The sequence below is a fragment of the Enterobacter sp. FB genome (genome assembly GCF_000805795.1).
Lineage (GTDB): Bacteria > Pseudomonadota > Gammaproteobacteria > Enterobacterales > Enterobacteriaceae > Enterobacter > Enterobacter roggenkampii.
On record NZ_JSZC01000016.1, the window covers coordinates 1 to 18,377 of the forward strand.

Here is an 18,377-nt window from a genome sequence, read left to right on the forward strand (position 1 = left end):
TTCATCAGACAATCTGTGTGAGCACTACAAAGGCAGGTTCTTTAAGGTAAGGAGGTGATCCAACCGCAGGTTCCCTACGGTTACCTTGTTACGACTTCACCCCAGTCATGAATCACAAAGTGGTAAGCGCCCTCCCGAAGGTTAAGCTACCTACTTCTTTTGCAACCCACTCCCATGGTGTGACGGGCGGTGTGTACAAGGCCCGGGAACGTATTCACCGTAGCATTCTGATCTACGATTACTAGCGATTCCGACTTCATGGAGTCGAGTTGCAGACTCCAATCCGGACTACGACGCACTTTATGAGGTCCGCTTGCTCTCGCGAGGTCGCTTCTCTTTGTATGCGCCATTGTAGCACGTGTGTAGCCCTACTCGTAAGGGCCATGATGACTTGACGTCATCCCCACCTTCCTCCAGTTTATCACTGGCAGTCTCCTTTGAGTTCCCGGCCGGACCGCTGGCAACAAAGGATAAGGGTTGCGCTCGTTGCGGGACTTAACCCAACATTTCACAACACGAGCTGACGACAGCCATGCAGCACCTGTCTCAGAGTTCCCGAAGGCACCAATCCATCTCTGGAAAGTTCTCTGGATGTCAAGAGTAGGTAAGGTTCTTCGCGTTGCATCGAATTAAACCACATGCTCCACCGCTTGTGCGGGCCCCCGTCAATTCATTTGAGTTTTAACCTTGCGGCCGTACTCCCCAGGCGGTCGACTTAACGCGTTAGCTCCGGAAGCCACGCCTCAAGGGCACAACCTCCAAGTCGACATCGTTTACGGCGTGGACTACCAGGGTATCTAATCCTGTTTGCTCCCCACGCTTTCGCACCTGAGCGTCAGTCTTTGTCCAGGGGGCCGCCTTCGCCACCGGTATTCCTCCAGATCTCTACGCATTTCACCGCTACACCTGGAATTCTACCCCCCTCTACAAGACTCTAGCCTGCCAGTTTCGAATGCAGTTCCCAGGTTGAGCCTGGGGATTTCACATCCGACTTGACAGACCGCCTGCGTGCGCTTTACGCCCAGTAATTCCGATTAACGCTTGCACCCTCCGTATTACCGCGGCTGCTGGCACGGAGTTAGCCGGTGCTTCTTCTGCGGGTAACGTCAATCGCTGAGGTTATTAACCTCAACGCCTTCCTCCCCGCTGAAAGTACTTTACAACCCGAAGGCCTTCTTCATACACGCGGCATGGCTGCATCAGGCTTGCGCCCATTGTGCAATATTCCCCACTGCTGCCTCCCGTAGGAGTCTGGACCGTGTCTCAGTTCCAGTGTGGCTGGTCATCCTCTCAGACCAGCTAGGGATCGTCGCCTAGGTGAGCCGTTACCCCACCTACTAGCTAATCCCATCTGGGCACATCTGATGGCAAGAGGCCCGAAGGTCCCCCTCTTTGGTCTTGCGACGTTATGCGGTATTAGCTACCGTTTCCAGTAGTTATCCCCCTCCATCAGGCAGTTTCCCAGACATTACTCACCCGTCCGCCGCTCGCCGGCAAAGTAGCAAGCTACTTTCCGCTGCCGCTCGACTTGCATGTGTTAGGCCTGCCGCCAGCGTTCAATCTGAGCCATGATCAAACTCTTCAATTTAAGTTTGATGCTCGTGAATTAAACTTCGTAATGAATTACGTATGTTCACTCAGAGACTTGGTATTCATTTTTCGTCCGAGGACGTTAAGAATCCATGTCACTTTGAGTGCCCACACAGATTGTCTGATAAATTGTTAAAGAGCAGTGCAACGCGGCTTTCGCTCACCGTTGCGAGGTGGCGTATATTACGCCTTCCTCTTTCAGAGTCAACCCGTTATTTCAGGATTTTTTCTCTTCAACCGAACCGCTTGTTGTGTGAATTGATTCACATCCGCCGTGTCGATGGAGGCGCATTATAGGGAGTTCTCCGCAGGCCGCAACCGCTAAATGACAGAAAAATGACTGACTGCTGCATTCCACAGCAAAACCCCGCCTTATACCTTTTTACGCACAGACTTATCCACAATGATACGAAAAAGTGAAAATGTGCGAGCGTTGCGCAAACGTTTTCGTTAAAATGCTCGCGCTTTACAAGGATGCCTCGTCAGGTGTGTTAGATGAGTTTTTCACAGGAAAATTCATCTAACGCTCTCTGTAATCGTGAAATCCAGGGGATTTACCATGCAACAACGTCGTCCAGTCCGCCGCGCTCTGCTCAGTGTTTCTGATAAAGCCGGTATCGTCGAATTCGCTCAGGCACTTTCTGCACGCGGTGTAGAGCTGCTTTCCACAGGTGGAACCGCTCGCCTGTTAGCAGATAAAGGTCTGCCGGTAACCGAAGTGTCCGATTACACCGGTTTCCCGGAAATGATGGATGGACGCGTCAAAACCCTGCACCCGAAAGTCCACGGCGGTATTCTTGGCCGTCGCGGTCAGGACGACGCCATTATGGAACAGCACGACATCGCGCCGATCGACATGGTTGTCGTTAACCTCTACCCGTTCGCCCAGACCGTGGCGCGCGAAGGCTGCTCTCTGGAAGATGCCGTAGAGAATATTGATATCGGCGGCCCGACCATGGTGCGCTCTGCGGCCAAGAACCATAAAGATGTCGCCATCGTGGTAAAGAGCAGCGATTACACCGCCATTATTAATGAGATGGACGCCAACGATGGGTCGCTGACCCTGGAAACGCGTTTCGACCTCGCCATCAAGGCCTTCGAGCACACCGCGGCGTACGACAGCATGATTGCCAACTACTTCGGTAGTCTGGTGCCGGCTTACCACGGTGAAAGCAAAGATCCTTCAGGTCGCTTCCCGCGCACCCTGAACCTGAACTTCATTAAGAAGCAGGATATGCGTTACGGTGAGAACAGCCACCAGCAGGCGGCCTTCTATATAGAAGAAGAGATAAAAGAAGCCTCTGTTGCGACCGCTCAGCAGGTGCAGGGCAAAGCGCTCTCCTATAACAACATTGCAGACACCGACGCCGCGCTGGAATGCGTGAAAGAGTTCAGCGAGCCGGCCTGTGTTATCGTCAAGCATGCGAACCCATGTGGCGTTGCCGTGAGCACCTCCATTCTGGACGCCTATGACCGCGCCTACAAAACCGACCCGACCTCCGCGTTCGGCGGCATTATCGCCTTCAACCGCGAGCTGGATGCCGAAACCGCACAGGCCATCATCTCCCGCCAGTTTGTCGAAGTGATCATCGCGCCATCGGCCTCCGAAGAAGCGCTGAAAATCACCGCGGCAAAACAGAACGTGCGTGTACTGGTTTGTGGCCAGTGGGCGGAACGCGTGCCGGGCCTGGACTTCAAGCGCGTGAACGGCGGCCTGCTGGTTCAGGACCGCGATCTGGGTATGGTGACAGAAGCCGACCTGCGCGTGGTGACCAAACGTCAGCCGACCGAACAGGAGCTGCGTGACGCGCTGTTCTGCTGGAAGGTGGCGAAGTTCGTCAAATCCAACGCCATCGTCTATGCCAAAGAGAACATGACTATCGGGATAGGCGCAGGCCAGATGAGCCGCGTTTACTCGGCGAAAATCGCGGGTATTAAAGCAGGCGATGAAGGCCTGGAAGTCAAAGGCTCCGCCATGGCCTCTGACGCCTTCTTCCCGTTCCGTGACGGTATCGACGCCGCAGCCGCTGTCGGCATCACCTGCGTGATCCAGCCAGGCGGCTCAATCCGCGACGACGAAGTGATTGCTGCTGCCGACGAACACGGCATTGCGATGATCTTCACCGACATGCGTCACTTCCGCCATTAATTCCCGGAGCAGAAAATGAAAGTATTAGTGATTGGTAACGGCGGACGCGAGCACGCGCTGGCGTGGAAAGCGGCCCAGTCTCCGCTGGTTAAAACGGTCTTCGTGGCACCGGGCAACGCCGGTACCGCACTGGAACCCGCGCTGCAGAACGTGGCTATCGGCGTGACCGACATTCCGGCGCTGTTAAGCTTTGCTCAGCAGGAGAAAATCGACCTGACCATCGTCGGTCCGGAAGCGCCGCTGGTGATAGGTGTCGTGGATGCGTTCCGCGCAGCGGGCCTGAAAATCTTTGGCCCAACGGAAGGCGCCGCGCAGCTGGAAGGCTCCAAGGCCTTCACCAAAGATTTCCTCGCGCGTCATAACATCCCGACGGCGGAATATCAGAATTTCACTGAAGTGGAGCCTGCTCTGGCCTGGTTACGTGAGAAGGGCGCGCCGATTGTTATCAAGGCCGACGGTCTGGCCGCGGGTAAAGGCGTGATCGTCGCGATGACGCTCGAAGAAGCCGAAGCCGCGGTTCAGGATATGCTGGCAGGTAACGCCTTTGGCGATGCGGGCCACCGCATCGTGATTGAAGAGTTCCTCGACGGTGAAGAGGCGAGCTTTATCGTCATGGTCGACGGCGAGCACGTTCTGCCGATGGCCACCAGCCAGGATCACAAGCGTGTGGGCAATGGCGACACGGGGCCTAATACCGGCGGGATGGGTGCTTACTCCCCTGCGCCGGTCGTCACTGACGACGTCCACCAGCGCACCATGGATCGCATCATCTGGCCTACCGTGAAGGGAATGGCGGCAGAAGGCAATACCTACACCGGTTTCCTTTATGCAGGCCTGATGATCGACAAGCAGGGTAACCCTAAGGTCATCGAATTCAACTGCCGCTTTGGCGATCCAGAAACCCAGCCAATCATGCTGCGCATGAAATCCGATCTGGTGGAGCTGTGCCTGGCTGCCTGCGATGGCAAGCTGGACGAGAAAACCTCCGAGTGGGACGAGCGTGCGTCTCTCGGCGTGGTGATTGCTGCGGGCGGTTATCCGGGCAACTACAGCACCGGTGATGAGATCCACGGTCTGCCGCTGGAAGAGATTGACGGTGCGAAAGTGTTCCACGCCGGTACGAAGCTGGCTGAGGACGATCGCGTTCTGACCAACGGCGGACGCGTGCTGTGTGCGACCGCGCTGGGCCATACCGTGGCAGACGCACAGAAGCGCGCCTATGCGCTGATGGCGGATATTCACTGGAACGGTAGCTTTAGCCGTCAGGATATCGGCTATCGCGCGATTGCGCGTGAGCAGGGGGAGTAATTCCTCCTCGCCCTCACCCTCTCCCACAGGGAGAGGGAATCGTTCGTAGGCCGGATAAGCGTTAGCGCCATCCGGCTTAATCCACAGAACTCAAAAACTCTTCTCTGTCGGCTGCCAGGTGCAGAAATCTTCGTTCGCCACCAATAGCAATTGAGAGCCTTCCGGCGCCTCAAGCCACGCCACGCTCACGTCCATTGATGAATGACGCTGACGGCGTTGAATGTGTTCGGTTGCCCAGGATTCAAGCTCAGGCTTCACCGTTTGCCCTTCGCAGGTCGTCACCGTTCCATCGTTATGCCAGCGCCCCTGGCGCAGCACGACGCGTCCCAGACGAAGCGCATCGCTGGTCTGGCGGATTTGTTCGGCACGGTAACGGTAGAGGGCGATTTGGTCACTGGAAAGCTGCTGTTTTTGACCGCTGACTTCACGCTGCATAAAGCTTAGCTCGCCATGGTCGTCAAAACGCACTTTCACGTGTTCGGGGGTCTTGCTGTAGACATTCAGCTCAATCAGCGAGAGATCATCTCCCTGCCAGCGATATTCTGCCGTCGACGTATTTCCGCTATGCCACGGGCTGAAGGCAGACAACAGATGAACTTCATTGCCGGAATCTTTACGCCAGATCCTGACCGCGCCCTGGTTGTCAGCGTAGCCGCTGGCGGTAAACGGCGGCAGAGTGGTGTCGTGGCTACAGGCTGACAGCAGCAGCGCACCTGCCAGCGCGAGCGTTCCGCGCCAGAAAGACAAAAGGGGCGTTGCCGCCCCTTCGCTAAAACTGTTCACTGCCACGCGTCTTACTTAACAGCGTCTTTCAGTGCTTTACCAGAAACAAATGCCGGCACGTTAGCTGCGGCGATTTTGATTTCTTTACCGGTCTGCGGGTTGCGGCCAGTACGCTCAGCGCGGTGGTTCACTTTGAAGGTACCGAAACCAACCAGTTGTACAGCATCGCCTTCTTTCAGAGACTCAGTAATAGCAGCCAGGGTAGATTCCAGAGCAGCTTTAGCCTGCACTTTAGACAGATCAGCCTTGTCCGCAATTACATCAATCAGTTGAGTCTTGTTCATAAGTTATCCTTTCAATGTGTTTATCGCTTGCTAAGCATCGAGTGCGACGAAAATGCCAAAAAAGCACTCTCCTGCATACACGCACCGATAGCCACTTTTTTTCGCCCCCCAAATGTAGACCAGACAAGGGTCGAAAGGGAAGAGTCGAGGAGCGACAAAACGGGCGTTATCTCAAGTTTTCTTATCTCATTGGTTAAAAATTATACCAATATTACTCTCACCGGCCTCACGTAAGTCCGCGCGCAGCCCTTTGATCAGCTCAATGTCGCGTTCTTCACACTCTGCCAGCAGGCGGAAAATCTCCCACTGGATATCCCATTCTTGCTCAACGGCCGGGTTCGCACGCAGCTCTTCGTCGGTCATCTCGCGACCTTCCTGGGTCATTTCCAGCATCGCCACGGTGGTGATAGAGGCCTTACTGACTTCGATAGCGTGCTCCAGCGTCTCACCGCTCAGGCGGGAGTGGAGCAATTCGCTTAACGCCACACAGGCATCAATTGCCGGGTAGACGCCGTACAGGTCAAAATCATCCGCCACCGGGATCGCCTCTTCCAGCTTTTCGAGCTGAGAGTCGAAATTCACCTTCGCGTCTTTCACCGTCAGCGTTTCCCAGATCAGATCCAGAATGCGGCGGTAGATATGGCCATCACCAAAGCCGGTCTGCTTGCAGAACGCGGCATAGTTGGGATACATGCGCTCGCACAGGCAAGCCATGAAGGTGACGTGCTGCCAGCTTTCCAGCTTTTCAAGGCGCAGGTGAATCGGGTTTTGTAGCATGATGATCTCTCGAATCGAAAATTAGGCGCAGTTTACCTGAATCATCGCTGAATTTCCTGCCAACGAACAAAAGCCGGACGCGAAGAGGCCACCGCGTCAGCCCAGCGCGTTGGCTCCGGTAAGCGGTAGCCCTTCATGCAGCGCTGTACCCACGCCAGGGCGCTGTCCATACTCACCCGATGGCCGGTGGCGATGAACAGCGGATTACAGCGTGCCTTGCTGCGCCAGACCCACGCCAGCTGCTCGCCTTTATGGATAAGCGGTGCCAGCGCACCCGGCTGGGCTGAAAGAGGTTCAAAGGCGCCGCAGAGGCGTTTCTTGGCGACACCGATGGTCGGCACATCCACCAGCAGCCCAAAGTGGCTGGCAACGCCTAAACGGCGCGGGTGTGAGATACCGTGTCCATCGACAAAAAGCAGGTCAGGTTTTTGCGAAAGCTGCTCCCACGCTGCCAGCAGCGCGGGATATTCGCGGAAGGAGAGAAAGCCCGGAATGTACGGCATGGTGGTGGCAATACGCGCGACCTTGTACTCCACCAGCTCGAGCGAAGGGTATTTCAGCACCACCATCGCCGCTCGCGTCACGTCCCCACCCTGCTCAAACCCGACGTCGGCTCCGCCAATGTACTGCGGAGGATCCTTATCCAGACGATCCTCGCGGATCACCGATGAGGCCAGTTCGATTTGTTGAGCGCGTAGCGACGCGAGATCCATAACGACTCCTTACTTGTGATACTGGGCAGAAAGCCGATGCACCGCCTCCACAAATACGCCTGCGTGCTCTGGCGGTACATCCTGATGAATACCGTGGCCGAGGTTAAAGACGTGGCCTTCCCCCTGGCCGAAACCAGACAGTATAGTCGACACTTCTTCTTCAATGCGGGCAGGCGGCGCATAGAGCATGGACGGGTCCATATTGCCCTGAAGCGCTACTTTGTCGCCCACGCGGCGGCGGGCATCAGCGATATCGGTAGTCCAGTCGAGACCCAGGGCGTCACAGCCGGTTGCCGCCATGGCTTCCAGCCACTGACCGCCACCTTTGGTGAACAGCGTCACCGGCACGCGGCGGCCTTCGTTTTCGCGCAGCAGGCCGTCAACGATTTTATGCATGTAATACAGGGAGAACTGTTGATAATCACGCCCGGTCAGCACGCCGCCCCAGGTATCGAAAATCATCACCGACTGCGCACCTGCTTTAATCTGCGCGTTGAGGTAGAGCGTGACGCTCTTCGCGAGCTTGTCGAGCAGCGCATGCAGAGCCAGCGGCTCGGCGTACATCATCTTTTTAATCAGGGTGAAGGCTTTGCTGCTGCTCCCTTCCACCATATAGGTCGCCAGCGTCCACGGGCTGCCGGAGAAGCCAATCAGCGGCACTTCACCTTTCAGCTCGCGGCGAATGGTGCGCACGGCGTTCATCACGTAGCCCAGCTCGCCTTCCGGATCGGGGATCGGCAGCTTGTCCACGTCGGCTTTGCTTCTGATCGGAGAGGTAAAACGCGGGCCTTCACCGGTTTCGAAGTACAGGCCAAGGCCCATCGCATCCGGAATGGTCAGAATATCCGAGAAGAGGATCGCCGCATCCAGCGGGAAGCGGCGCAACGGCTGGAGCGTCACTTCACAGGCCAGCTCGGCGTTTTTGCACAGCGACATAAAATCGCCCGCCTGCGCGCGCGTGGCTTTGTACTCTGGCAGATAGCGTCCCGCCTGGCGCATCATCCACACCGGGGTGACATCAACGGGCTGGCGCAGCAGCGCACGCAGATAACGATCGTTCTTCAGTTCGGTCATTTTTGCAGTTCCTTAAGCGTCATGGCCTCAGTGTAACACTACTCATACTCGGCCCGACACATCGCCACGGTATCTTCTATGAGCCGACGCGCCACGGTGCCCGGTGGGGGAAGCAGCGGTAGATCGTCATACCGATACCAGTTCGCATCCAGCAGCTCTTTCTGATCGATAACGATCTCGCCGCTGTCATAGTCGGCCATAAAGGCCGTCATCAGCGACTGCGGGAACGGCCACGGCTGGGAGGTGACGTAGCGCAGGTTCTTCACTTTGATCCCGCTCTCTTCCATCACCTCGCGCGCCACTGCCTGCTCCAGCGTTTCGCCCACCTCGACGAACCCGGCCAGCACGGTATGAATGCCGTTGCGATGGCGGGTATGCTGTGCAAGCAAAATAGAGTCATCCCGACGGATAGCGACGATAATGCACGGCGCAATTTGTGGGTAATAACGTTCGCGGCAGTGGCTGCAGAGCATCGCCCACTCGGTTTTACTCGGGTGCATGGTATGGCCGCAATAGCCGCAGTATTTGTGCGAGCGGTAAAACTCCGCCAGCTGCACGCCCCGCCCCGCCAGCTGGAACAGGCCTACGTCCAGATCCAACACCTGGCGAACGGATCCCATATCCTGACGACGCGATTGTTGGATCAACCACACGGGTTCACCCTGCCACTCGCCGATCTTCAGCGCAGGCTGGCCCTCGAGATCAAACGTTTCCGCCGCACCGTAGGGCAGCTCTCCACCGGGCAACCATAATTTTTGTTCGTGACTGACGATCCACCAACCCAGATCTGATTTTTCAATAATACGATCCATATCTATTGCACTACCTTCGCTTCACTGACATGTTGTTAGCATTGTGGTTACATTCTGGATGAGCAGATTCAATCCTACACTTTGCGGAGTCGACCATGTTAAACCAGCTAGAAAGCCTGACTGAGCGCGTTAGAGGAAGTAACAAACTGGTGGATCGCTGGCTACATGTGCGCAAGCATCTACTCGTGGCTTATTACAATCTGGTCGGTCTTAAGCCTGGCAAAGAATCGTTTATGCGGCTGAATGAAAAAGCGCTGGATGATTTTTGTCAGAGCCTGGTCGACTACCTGTCCGACGGCCATTTCAATATTTATGAACGCATTATCCGCGAAATGGAAGGGACAACGCCGTATTTAGCGGCCAGCAAACTTTGTCCGCTGCTGGAAGCCAACACCCAGCAGATCATGGATTACTACGATTCCACGCTTGAGAACGCCATCGATCACGATAACTATCTTGAGTTCCAGCAGGCGCTTTCCGACCTTGGCGAAGCGCTGGAAGAGCGATTCACGCTGGAAGATAAGCTGATTAGCCTCGTCCTGGACGCCAGCCCCGAAGATAACATCGCGCGCCCGGCTTGAGTTCTTAATCGTTAACGAGTAATTTACAACCATTCGCCCCTCTCACGAGGGGGATTTTTCTTGTCGGAGTGCCCAGAGCGAAAGCCGGGCTGAGACCGTTAATTCGGGATCCGCGGAACCTGATCAGGCTAATACCTGCGAAGGGAACAAGAGTCACACTGCTGTTGTATCGCCCCCCCGGCGATCCTCTCTTGCTTCATCCGTCGTCTGACAAGCCATGTCCTTCACTTTTGGAATGAGCTATGTCTACTGCAAAACTGACCCGCCGCGAACAGCGTGCACAGGCCCAACATTTCATCGACACCCTGGAAGGCACCGCTTTCCCGAACTCGAAACGCATCTACATTTCCGGCTCGCAGGCCGATATCCGCGTCCCGATGCGCGAAATCCAGCTCAGCCCGACGCTTATCGGCGGCACCAAAGAGAATCCGCAGTATGAAGACAACGAAGCCGTGCCGGTGTATGACACCTCCGGCCCGTACGGCGATCCTGATGTTGCTATCAACGTCCAGCAGGGTCTGGCAAAGCTGCGCCAGCCGTGGATAGAGGCGCGTAACGACTGCGAAGAACTGAGCGTACGCAGTTCTGCATACACCAAAGAACGCCTGGCCGACGACGGTCTGGACGCGCTGCGCTTTACCGGCCTGCTGACGCCAAAACGCGCCAGAGCGGGCAAATGCGTGACGCAGCTGCACTACGCCCGCCAGGGGATCGTCACGCCGGAGATGGAGTTCATCGCCATCCGCGAGAACATGGGCCGCGAGCGTATCCGCAGCGAAGTACTGCGCTACCAGCACCCGGGCGAAGGCTTTGGCGCACGCCTGCCGGAGAACATCACGCCGGAGTTTGTGCGTGACGAAGTGGCCGCAGGCCGCGCGATCATCCCCGCCAACATTAACCACCCGGAATCCGAGCCGATGATTATCGGCCGCAACTTCCTGGTGAAGGTCAACGCTAACATCGGTAACTCGGCCGTCACCTCCTCCATCGAAGAAGAGGTTGAAAAGCTTGTCTGGTCAACGCGCTGGGGCGCGGACACGGTAATGGATCTCTCCACCGGCCGCTATATTCACGAAACCCGCGAGTGGATCCTGCGTAACAGCCCGGTTCCGATTGGCACCGTCCCGATTTATCAGGCGCTGGAGAAGGTCAACGGCATCGCCGAAAACCTTACCTGGGAAGCGTTCCGCGACACGCTGCTGGAGCAGGCGGAACAGGGCGTGGACTACTTCACCATTCACGCGGGCGTGCTGCTGCGCTACGTGCCGATGACCGCGAGGCGTCTGACCGGCATCGTCTCGCGCGGCGGTTCGATCATGGCGAAGTGGTGCCTCTCCCATCACCAGGAGAACTTCCTCTACGAACACTTCCGCGAGATCTGCGAAATCTGCGCCGCTTACGATGTCTCTCTGTCGCTGGGCGACGGCCTGCGCCCGGGCTCCATCCGCGACGCCAACGACGAAGCGCAGTTTGCCGAGCTGCACACGCTGGGCGAACTGACCAAAATCGCCTGGGAGTATGACGTGCAGGTGATGATTGAAGGCCCGGGACACGTGCCGATGCAGATGATCCGCCGCAACATGACCGAAGAGCTGGAGCACTGCCACGAAGCGCCGTTCTACACGCTGGGGCCACTGACCACCGACATCGCGCCGGGCTATGACCACTTCACGTCAGGCATTGGGGCGGCGATGATCGGCTGGTTCGGCTGCGCCATGCTCTGCTACGTGACGCCGAAAGAGCACCTCGGCCTGCCTAACAAAGAGGACGTGAAACAGGGGCTGATCACCTACAAAATTGCCGCCCACGCGGCGGATCTGGCCAAAGGCCACCCGGGCGCGCAAATCCGTGATAACGCCATGTCGAAGGCGCGCTTTGAATTCCGCTGGGAAGACCAGTTCAACCTGGCGCTGGATCCGTTCACCGCCCGCGCCTACCACGACGAAACCCTGCCGCAGGAATCGGGCAAAGTCGCGCACTTCTGCTCCATGTGTGGGCCGAAGTTCTGCTCGATGAAAATCAGCCAGGAGGTGCGCGACTACGCCGCCACGCAAACCATTGAAGTGGGTATGGCGGACATGTCCGAAACCTTCCGCGCCAAAGGCGGCGAAATCTACCTCAAAAAAGAGGAGGCGTAATGTACCAGCCCGATTTCCCACCCGTTCCCTACCGTTTAGGGCTCTATCCGGTGGTGGACAGCGTGGCGTGGATAGCGCGCCTGCTGGAAGCAGGCGTTCGCACCCTCCAGCTGCGCATCAAGGATAAACGCGATGAGGAGGTGGAAGCCGATGTGGTTGCCGCCATTGCGCTGGGGCGTCGGTATAACGCCCGCCTGTTTATCAATGACTACTGGCGGCTGGCCGTTAAGCACCGGGCGTACGGCGTGCATCTGGGTCAGGAGGACCTGGAAACAACGGATCTGAGCGCAATCCGTGACGCCGGGTTGCGTCTTGGTGTGTCAACACACGATGACATGGAGATCGACGTGGCCCTGGCGGCCCGCCCCTCTTACATCGCGCTCGGTCACGTCTTCCCGACGCAAACCAAGCAGATGCCCTCCGCTCCGCAGGGTCTGACGCAACTGGCGGGTCACGTTAAACGCCTTGCCGACTACCCCACCGTCGCCATCGGCGGAATCAGCCTGGAACGCGCCCCGGCAGTGCTGGAGACCGGCGTGGGCAGCATCGCCGTCGTCAGCGCCATCACCCAGGCCGCAGACTGGCAGGCCGCCACCGAACAGCTGTTACAGCTGGCAGGAGCAGGCGATGAATGATCGCGACTTTATGCGCTACAGCCGTCAGATTCTGCTGGAAGATATCGCCATCGACGGGCAGCAAAAACTGCTGGCCAGCCGGGTGCTGATTGTTGGCCTGGGGGGATTAGGCACACCCGCCGCGCTCTATCTGGCAGGCGCGGGTATCGGCACGCTGGTGCTGGCCGACGACGACGAGGTCCACCTCAGCAACCTGCAGCGACAAATCCTCTTTACCACCGAGGATATCAACCAGCCGAAAGCACAGATCACCCGGCAGCGGCTGCATCAGCTTAACCCGGATATCGAACTGATTGCCCTACAGGAGCGGCTTGGCGGTGAAAGCCTGCACCGTGAAGTCGCCCTTGCCGACGTGGTGCTGGACTGTACCGACAACATGGCGACGCGCCAGGCGATCAACGCCGCCTGCGTGGCAAACCATACGCCGCTTATCACCGCCAGCGCGGTGGGGTTCGGCGGGCAAATGATGGTTCTGACGCCACCGTGGACGCAGGGCTGCTATCGCTGCCTGTGGCCGGACGATGCCGAGCCGACGCGCAACTGCCGTACGGCGGGCATTCTGGGTCCGGTGGTCGGCGTGATGGGCACGATGCAGGCGCTGGAGGCCATCAAGCTGCTCAGCGGCATGGAGACGGAACGCAATACGCTGCGGCTGTTTGATGCCCGCTCCAGCGGCTGGCGTCATCTGGTGCTGCATCGCGCCAGCCACTGCCCGGTGTGCGGAGGCCGCGATGCGCATTCTGTTTAACGATGAGCCGATGAGCTGCGACGACGGGCTCACCGTTGCCGCACTGCTCGACAAGCTGCGTCAGCTCAAGCCGGGAACGGCGCTGGCGCTCAATCAACAGATCCTGCCGCGCGAGCAGTGGGAACATCAGCAGGTCAATGAAGGCGACCAGATCCTGCTGTTTCAGGTTATCGCAGGGGGCTGAGATGTTACGTATTGCCGATAAAGTCTTTGATTCACATCTGTTTACCGGAACCGGAAAATTCGCCTCGCCGCAGCTGATGGTGGAGGCCATTCGCGAAAGCGGCAGCCAGCTGGTGACGCTGGCGCTCAAGCGCGTGGATCTGCGCCATCACAGCGATGCCATTCTGGCTCCGTTGCTGGAAGCGGGCGTCACGCTGTTGCCCAACACCTCCGGCGCCAAAACGGCAGAAGAGGCGATTTTTGCCGCACAGCTGGCACGGGAGGCGCTCGGCACCCGCTGGTTGAAGCTGGAAATCCATCCGGATGCCCGCTGGCTGCTGCCCGATCCGATCGAAACGCTGAAAGCGGCTGAAAAGCTGGTGCAGCAAGGGTTTACCGTCCTGCCTTACTGCGGGGCCGACCCTGTCCTGTGCAAACGGCTGGAAGAGGTCGGCTGCGCTGCCGTCATGCCGCTGGGGGCCCCCATTGGCTCCAACCAGGGGCTGGAGACCCGCGCGATGCTGGAAATCATTATTGAGCAGGCCACCGTACCGGTGGTGGTGGATGCGGGCATTGGCGTGCCCAGCCATGCCGCGCAGGCGCTGGAGATGGGTGCTGACGCGGTGCTGGTGAATACGGCTATCGCGGTTGCTGACGATCCGGTCATGATGGCGCGTGCATTCCGCCTGGCCGTGGAGGCCGGCCTGCTGGCAAGAGGATCCGGCCCCGGCTCGCGCAGTTTCCAGGCGCAGGCCACCAGCCCGCTGACCGGTTTTCTGGAGGCGATCTCATGAGCACGTTTACCGAGCGCTGGCGCCAGCTTAGCTGGGACGACATTGCCCTGCGTATCAACAGCAAAACGGCGGCTGACGTGGAGCGCGCGCTGCAGGCCCGTCATCTGACCCGCGAGGATCTGATGGCCCTGCTCTCCCCGGCGGCCAGCGCCTACCTCGAACCGATGGCCCAGCGAGCGCAGCGGCTTACCCGCCAGCGGTTTGGCAACACGGTGAGCTTCTACGTGCCGCTCTATCTCTCCAACCTGTGCGCCAATGACTGCACCTACTGCGGTTTCTCCATGAGCAACCGCATCAAGCGTAAAACGCTCGATGAGGCTGAGATTGCCCGTGAGTGTGCGGCCATCCGTGAAATGGGCTTTGAACATCTTTTGCTGGTCACGGGCGAACATCAGGGGAAAGTGGGAATGGACTATTTCCGTCGGCACCTTCCCTCCATTCGTCGTCAGTTTGCGTCGTTGCAGATGGAAGTGCAGCCTCTGTCGCAGGAGGAGTACGCGGAGCTCAAAACGCTCGGGCTGGACGGCGTCATGGTCTATCAGGAAACCTACCACGAGGCGACGTACGCCCGACACCACCTGAAGGGCAAGAAACAGGATTTCTTCTTCCGCCTGGAAACGCCGGACAGGCTGGGTCGCGCCGGTATCGACAAAATCGGTCTGGGTGCGCTGATCGGGCTCTCCGACAGCTGGCGGGTGGATTGTTACATGGTGGCGGAACATCTGCTGTGGTTGCAGCAGCACTACTGGCAGAGCCGATACTCCATCTCCTTCCCGCGCCTGCGTCCCTGCGCGGGAGGAATTGAACCGGCTTCGCTGATGGATGAACGCCAGCTGGTGCAGACCATTTGCGCGTTTCGCCTGCTCGCTCCGGAAGTGGAATTATCGCTCTCAACGCGCGAGTCTCCGGCATTTCGCGATCGCGTCATCCCGATTGCAATTAACAACGTCAGCGCGTTTTCCAAAACGCAGCCTGGCGGCTACGCCGACGACCATCCGGAACTGGAACAATTTGCACCCCATGACGGACGACGCCCGGAAGCGGTCGCCGCCGTCCTGACGGCGCAGGGTCTTCAGCCCGTCTGGAAAGACTGGGACAGCTGGCTGGGAAGAGCCTCGCAGTGACGTTGAAACGCACTGCAACACGTTAAAAAATTGTCGAGCCGCGACGAAAAGGCAAAACCGGATGGTTGTCGGCAATCGTCCGGTTTTTTATTGTCACACGGTCAGCAACGGATGCTGACCAGGGCGAAAAGCTTCTTCCTCGTTTCGCCCTGCCTCTGGTTCATTGCTCAAACGGCTCATGCCAGTTTAATAAGTATTTTCTTAATGGTTCTTAAGATAAATCATCCTGTCAAAAATCGCGTGCCGTATAATTCACCGCTAACCGCAGGGCAGCGACTATGCTGAGAGGATATCGGCAGACGAAAAGTATTCACCATCAGGAACGATGTACAGCTCATGGCACTTCACAGCAAAAAGCTCTCTTTTACCCGGCCCATTATGCTCAGCTTTGCGGGGATCCTCTGCAGTTTTGCGGTGATCGCGATCGCGGTGACGCTTTCGCAACGAAAGGATTTTCTTGAGGATTATCATAAGATCAATAGCAACTTCACGCACAACCTGGCGGTGAACTACACCGAATCTATCCTGCGTGAAAACGACTATATTCTGGGCCGTTCCGCGATGTACTTTGCGCGCGACGACAGGCTAAACGAGACGCTCAACGTTAACCCGACGCAGGGGCTGCAGATGGTCATGCATTTGCAGAACCTGATGCCGACCGTCTCCTCCATTTCGCTTGCCGATACGCAGGGACATTATCTGCGCGCACCGGAGGTGCTCCCCACGGAGAAGAGTAAAACCTTCGATCCCCGAACGCGGCCGTGGTTTGTCGCTCAGGCGGAAGCCAGCATCTTCAGCCACTATACCCGTCCCTACATGGACTACTTCACCGGCCATCCGACAGTAACCCTTTATAAGCCGTTGATCTCGCCGGAAGGCAGACTGAAGGGAACGATCGCCTTTCATCTTGATTTGACGTCAATGGGCTATACCCTGCGCCAGATGGTGGCGCCCGTTCAGGGGGAATTCTTCGTCGTCGAACGCGACGGTGCTGTGGTGCTGCATCCGGATACCGGCGCGCTCTTCAAGCAGTACGTGAGCGAAGCGCTGATGGACAAAATGACCAGCGGCGAAGGCCATCTTTACGACAAGAAAAGCAACGCCTGGTATTACTACTACTCGTTTACCAACCCGGACTGGTTTGTCATCTACCGGGTATCCGGTGCGACGCTCACCGATATCACCCGCCACGAAACGACGATCGTTGGCTGGGGGTTTGCGCTGGCGGCCATCATCATCATCCTTTTCGGCTTATACCTCCGCCACGCCTCGCGTAGCGTGCTGATGCACATTATCAATGCCATCAAAACTGGCGACGTTAACGAGGCACCGCGCCTGGAAGCGATGTTGAGCCACACGATTCAATCCAATAAAGAGCGCGAAATGGCGTATGTGCGCCAGGCTACCCACGATGCGCTGACGGGCTGTAAAAACCGCCGCGCGTTCGACAGCGATATCGCAGAGCTGCTGAATGCCCAGCAGCCCTTCGCGATGGCGCTGGTGGATATTGATAACTTCAAGTCAATTAACGACACGCTGGGTCACCTGACCGGTGATATCGTTCTGCGCAACGTGGCTCGTGAAGGGATCCAGATTATGCAGCCACATCACGTCTCGGTTTACCGTTATGGCGGAGAAGAGTTCGCCATAATCTTCCAGGCGGAGCAGATGTCTTCCGCGCTCTCATTACTGGAAGCGTGGCGTACCGCCGTTGAAAAACGCGTCTGGCGGGAAGAAAACCTGCGGGTTACGTTCAGCGGCGGTCTTGGGGAGTGGCATTTTGAACCGCTGGAACAATTTGTCGGAAGCGTTGATAACGCTCTCTACAGCGCCAAACAGCAGGGAAAAAATCGAATCGTTCGCACATCCATCAGCTAATCCTCTCTCCTTCACCCTGCCCGTTTCAACGGGCAGGGTACCCGCCAATGTAAAATTGTAACCGGTTTCAGAAAAACGCCTGTTTCTTTGTGATGCCTGACACACAATCGCGGTAAAGCGGTTGTTGAAGCGGTCTGCACGGGATAATTATCAATAAACACATGTAGATCGAGGCTGATTATGAAGAACATCGTTTTATGCTGTGCAGCGGGAATGTCAACCAGCATGCTGGTTCAACGTATGAAAGACGCCGCGCAGAAAAAAGGGGTTGAAGTCACCATTAAAGCCGTTCCGGTTGCGGAGTTTAAAGACAACATCGCAACGGCCGACATCGTATTGCTGGGGCCACAGGTTAAATACGAGCAGGCTAAATTACAGGCGCAGGCCGACCCGCTGGGCAAAAAGGTCGCGGTGATCGACATGATGGATTACGGCATGATGAAAGGTGATGCCGTACTGGATAAAGCGCTCAAACTTCTGGAGTCATAATGGAAGACTTAGAAACCACGATTATGGAACTGCTTGTTAACGCAGGCGCGGCGCGCAGTGCGGCCCTGACGGCATTGCAGATGGCGCGTAAAGGTGAGTTTGACGAAGCCGAAAAAGCGATGGAAGAGTCGCGGGAATATGTGAAGCATGCGCACACCATACAGACGCAGCTTATCGGTCTTGATGAAGGGACCGGGAAGCTTCCGGTTAACCTGATCACCGTCCACTCGCAGGATCACCTGATGAACGCCATGGTCATACAGGACCTGGCGGGCGATATGATTGAGCTATATCGACGGATCCCATTAGTAAACTGAAATTTTGCAGATATAAAAAAA

At 57.2% G+C, this 18,377-nt stretch carries 18 protein-coding genes, 1 rRNA gene and 1 riboswitch; of the genes, 12 read left to right on the forward strand and 7 right to left on the reverse strand.

The genetic code is table 11. The annotated features are described in order from the left end of the window. Positions 1-47 precede the first annotated feature (47 nt). Positions 48-1,588: ribosomal RNA gene (locus PI91_RS20770) — 16S ribosomal RNA — on the reverse strand. 561 nt (positions 1,589-2,149) lie between these two features. On the opposite strand from PI91_RS20770, the gene purH reads away from it, so the two are divergent. Next, positions 2,150-3,739 (forward strand): bifunctional phosphoribosylaminoimidazolecarboxamide formyltransferase/IMP cyclohydrolase, encoded by a 1,590-nt coding sequence (purH, locus tag PI91_RS20775; protein WP_039267012.1) that lies wholly within the window; start codon positions 2,150-2,152, stop codon positions 3,737-3,739. Between the two features lie 15 nt (positions 3,740-3,754). Next, positions 3,755-5,047 (forward strand): phosphoribosylamine--glycine ligase, encoded by a 1,293-nt coding sequence (gene purD, locus PI91_RS20780; protein WP_039267013.1) that lies wholly within the window; start codon positions 3,755-3,757, stop codon positions 5,045-5,047. Positions 5,048-5,137: 90 nt separating this feature from the next. On the opposite strand, the gene PI91_RS20785 is transcribed toward purD, so the two are convergent. The 6 genes from PI91_RS20785 to nudC form a co-directional block, all read right to left on the reverse strand. Then, on the reverse strand, positions 5,138-5,830 hold the full coding sequence (locus PI91_RS20785) for a DUF1481 domain-containing protein (RefSeq protein WP_021242965.1): 693 nt from the start codon (positions 5,828-5,830) through the stop codon (positions 5,138-5,140). Between the two features lie 11 nt (positions 5,831-5,841). Continuing rightward, complete coding sequence (gene hupA, locus PI91_RS20790; protein WP_002445246.1) at positions 5,842-6,114, reverse strand: nucleoid-associated protein HU-alpha; 273 nt, start codon at positions 6,112-6,114, stop codon at positions 5,842-5,844. A 186-nt stretch (positions 6,115-6,300) separates the two neighbouring features. After that, a complete protein-coding gene (locus tag PI91_RS20795) occupies positions 6,301-6,891 on the reverse strand; it encodes a YjaG family protein (RefSeq protein ID WP_008503468.1) in 591 nt (196 codons plus the stop codon). Positions 6,892-6,932: 41 nt separating this feature from the next. Then, positions 6,933-7,604: a deoxyribonuclease V gene (gene nfi, locus PI91_RS20800; RefSeq protein WP_008503467.1), complete on the reverse strand. Its 672-nt coding sequence runs from the start codon at positions 7,602-7,604 to the stop codon at positions 6,933-6,935. Positions 7,605-7,613: 9 nt separating this feature from the next. Continuing rightward, a complete protein-coding gene (gene hemE / locus PI91_RS20805) occupies positions 7,614-8,678 on the reverse strand; it encodes a uroporphyrinogen decarboxylase (protein ID WP_039267015.1) in 1,065 nt (354 codons plus the stop codon). A 38-nt stretch (positions 8,679-8,716) separates the two neighbouring features. Then, positions 8,717-9,490 carry an NAD(+) diphosphatase gene (gene nudC / locus PI91_RS20810; protein ID WP_039267016.1) on the reverse strand — a complete coding sequence of 258 codons (774 nt, stop codon included), beginning with the start codon at positions 9,488-9,490 and terminating at the stop codon, positions 8,717-8,719. A 95-nt stretch (positions 9,491-9,585) separates the two neighbouring features. Here nudC and PI91_RS20815 point away from each other — a divergent pair, with 95 nt between their 5' ends. The 10 genes from PI91_RS20815 (at position 9,586) to PI91_RS20860 (ending at position 18,356) form a co-directional block, all read left to right on the forward strand. Continuing rightward, a complete protein-coding gene (locus tag PI91_RS20815) occupies positions 9,586-10,071 on the forward strand; it encodes an Rsd/AlgQ family anti-sigma factor (protein WP_008503464.1) in 486 nt (161 codons plus the stop codon). Positions 10,072-10,125: 54 nt separating this feature from the next. Then, positions 10,126-10,234, forward strand: a riboswitch (TPP riboswitch). A 79-nt stretch (positions 10,235-10,313) separates the two neighbouring features. Then, a complete protein-coding gene (thiC, locus tag PI91_RS20820; RefSeq protein ID WP_039267017.1) occupies positions 10,314-12,209 on the forward strand; it encodes a phosphomethylpyrimidine synthase ThiC in 1,896 nt (631 codons plus the stop codon). Then, the gene (thiE, locus tag PI91_RS20825) at positions 12,209-12,844 is read left to right on the forward strand and encodes a thiamine phosphate synthase (RefSeq protein WP_021242961.1); all 636 of its coding nucleotides are present in this window, start codon (positions 12,209-12,211) and stop codon (positions 12,842-12,844) included. The genes thiC and thiE overlap by 1 nt, the downstream gene beginning before the upstream one ends. Continuing rightward, positions 12,837-13,592, forward strand: a complete 756-nt coding sequence (locus PI91_RS20830; protein ID WP_039267019.1) for a HesA/MoeB/ThiF family protein — start codon at positions 12,837-12,839, stop codon at positions 13,590-13,592. Before thiE ends, PI91_RS20830 begins: the two co-directional genes overlap by 8 nt. After that, positions 13,576-13,776 (forward strand): sulfur carrier protein ThiS, encoded by a 201-nt coding sequence (gene thiS, locus PI91_RS20835; protein ID WP_021242959.1) that lies wholly within the window; start codon positions 13,576-13,578, stop codon positions 13,774-13,776. Before PI91_RS20830 ends, thiS begins: the two co-directional genes overlap by 17 nt. A gap of 1 nt (position 13,777) precedes the next feature. Next, positions 13,778-14,548: a thiazole synthase gene (gene thiG, locus PI91_RS20840; RefSeq protein WP_021242958.1), complete on the forward strand. Its 771-nt coding sequence runs from the start codon at positions 13,778-13,780 to the stop codon at positions 14,546-14,548. After that, complete coding sequence (gene thiH / locus PI91_RS20845) at positions 14,545-15,672, forward strand: 2-iminoacetate synthase ThiH (RefSeq protein WP_039267020.1); 1,128 nt, start codon at positions 14,545-14,547, stop codon at positions 15,670-15,672. The genes thiG and thiH overlap by 4 nt, the downstream gene beginning before the upstream one ends. Before the next feature lie 336 nt (positions 15,673-16,008). Continuing rightward, positions 16,009-17,550 (forward strand): sensor domain-containing diguanylate cyclase, encoded by a 1,542-nt coding sequence (locus tag PI91_RS20850; RefSeq protein WP_039267022.1) that lies wholly within the window; start codon positions 16,009-16,011, stop codon positions 17,548-17,550. A gap of 180 nt (positions 17,551-17,730) precedes the next feature. Beyond that, positions 17,731-18,039: a PTS sugar transporter subunit IIB gene (locus PI91_RS20855; RefSeq protein ID WP_008503456.1), complete on the forward strand. Its 309-nt coding sequence runs from the start codon at positions 17,731-17,733 to the stop codon at positions 18,037-18,039. Then, positions 18,039-18,356: a PTS lactose/cellobiose transporter subunit IIA gene (locus PI91_RS20860; protein WP_008503455.1), complete on the forward strand. Its 318-nt coding sequence runs from the start codon at positions 18,039-18,041 to the stop codon at positions 18,354-18,356. The genes PI91_RS20855 and PI91_RS20860 overlap by 1 nt, the downstream gene beginning before the upstream one ends. Positions 18,357-18,377 lie beyond the last annotated feature (21 nt).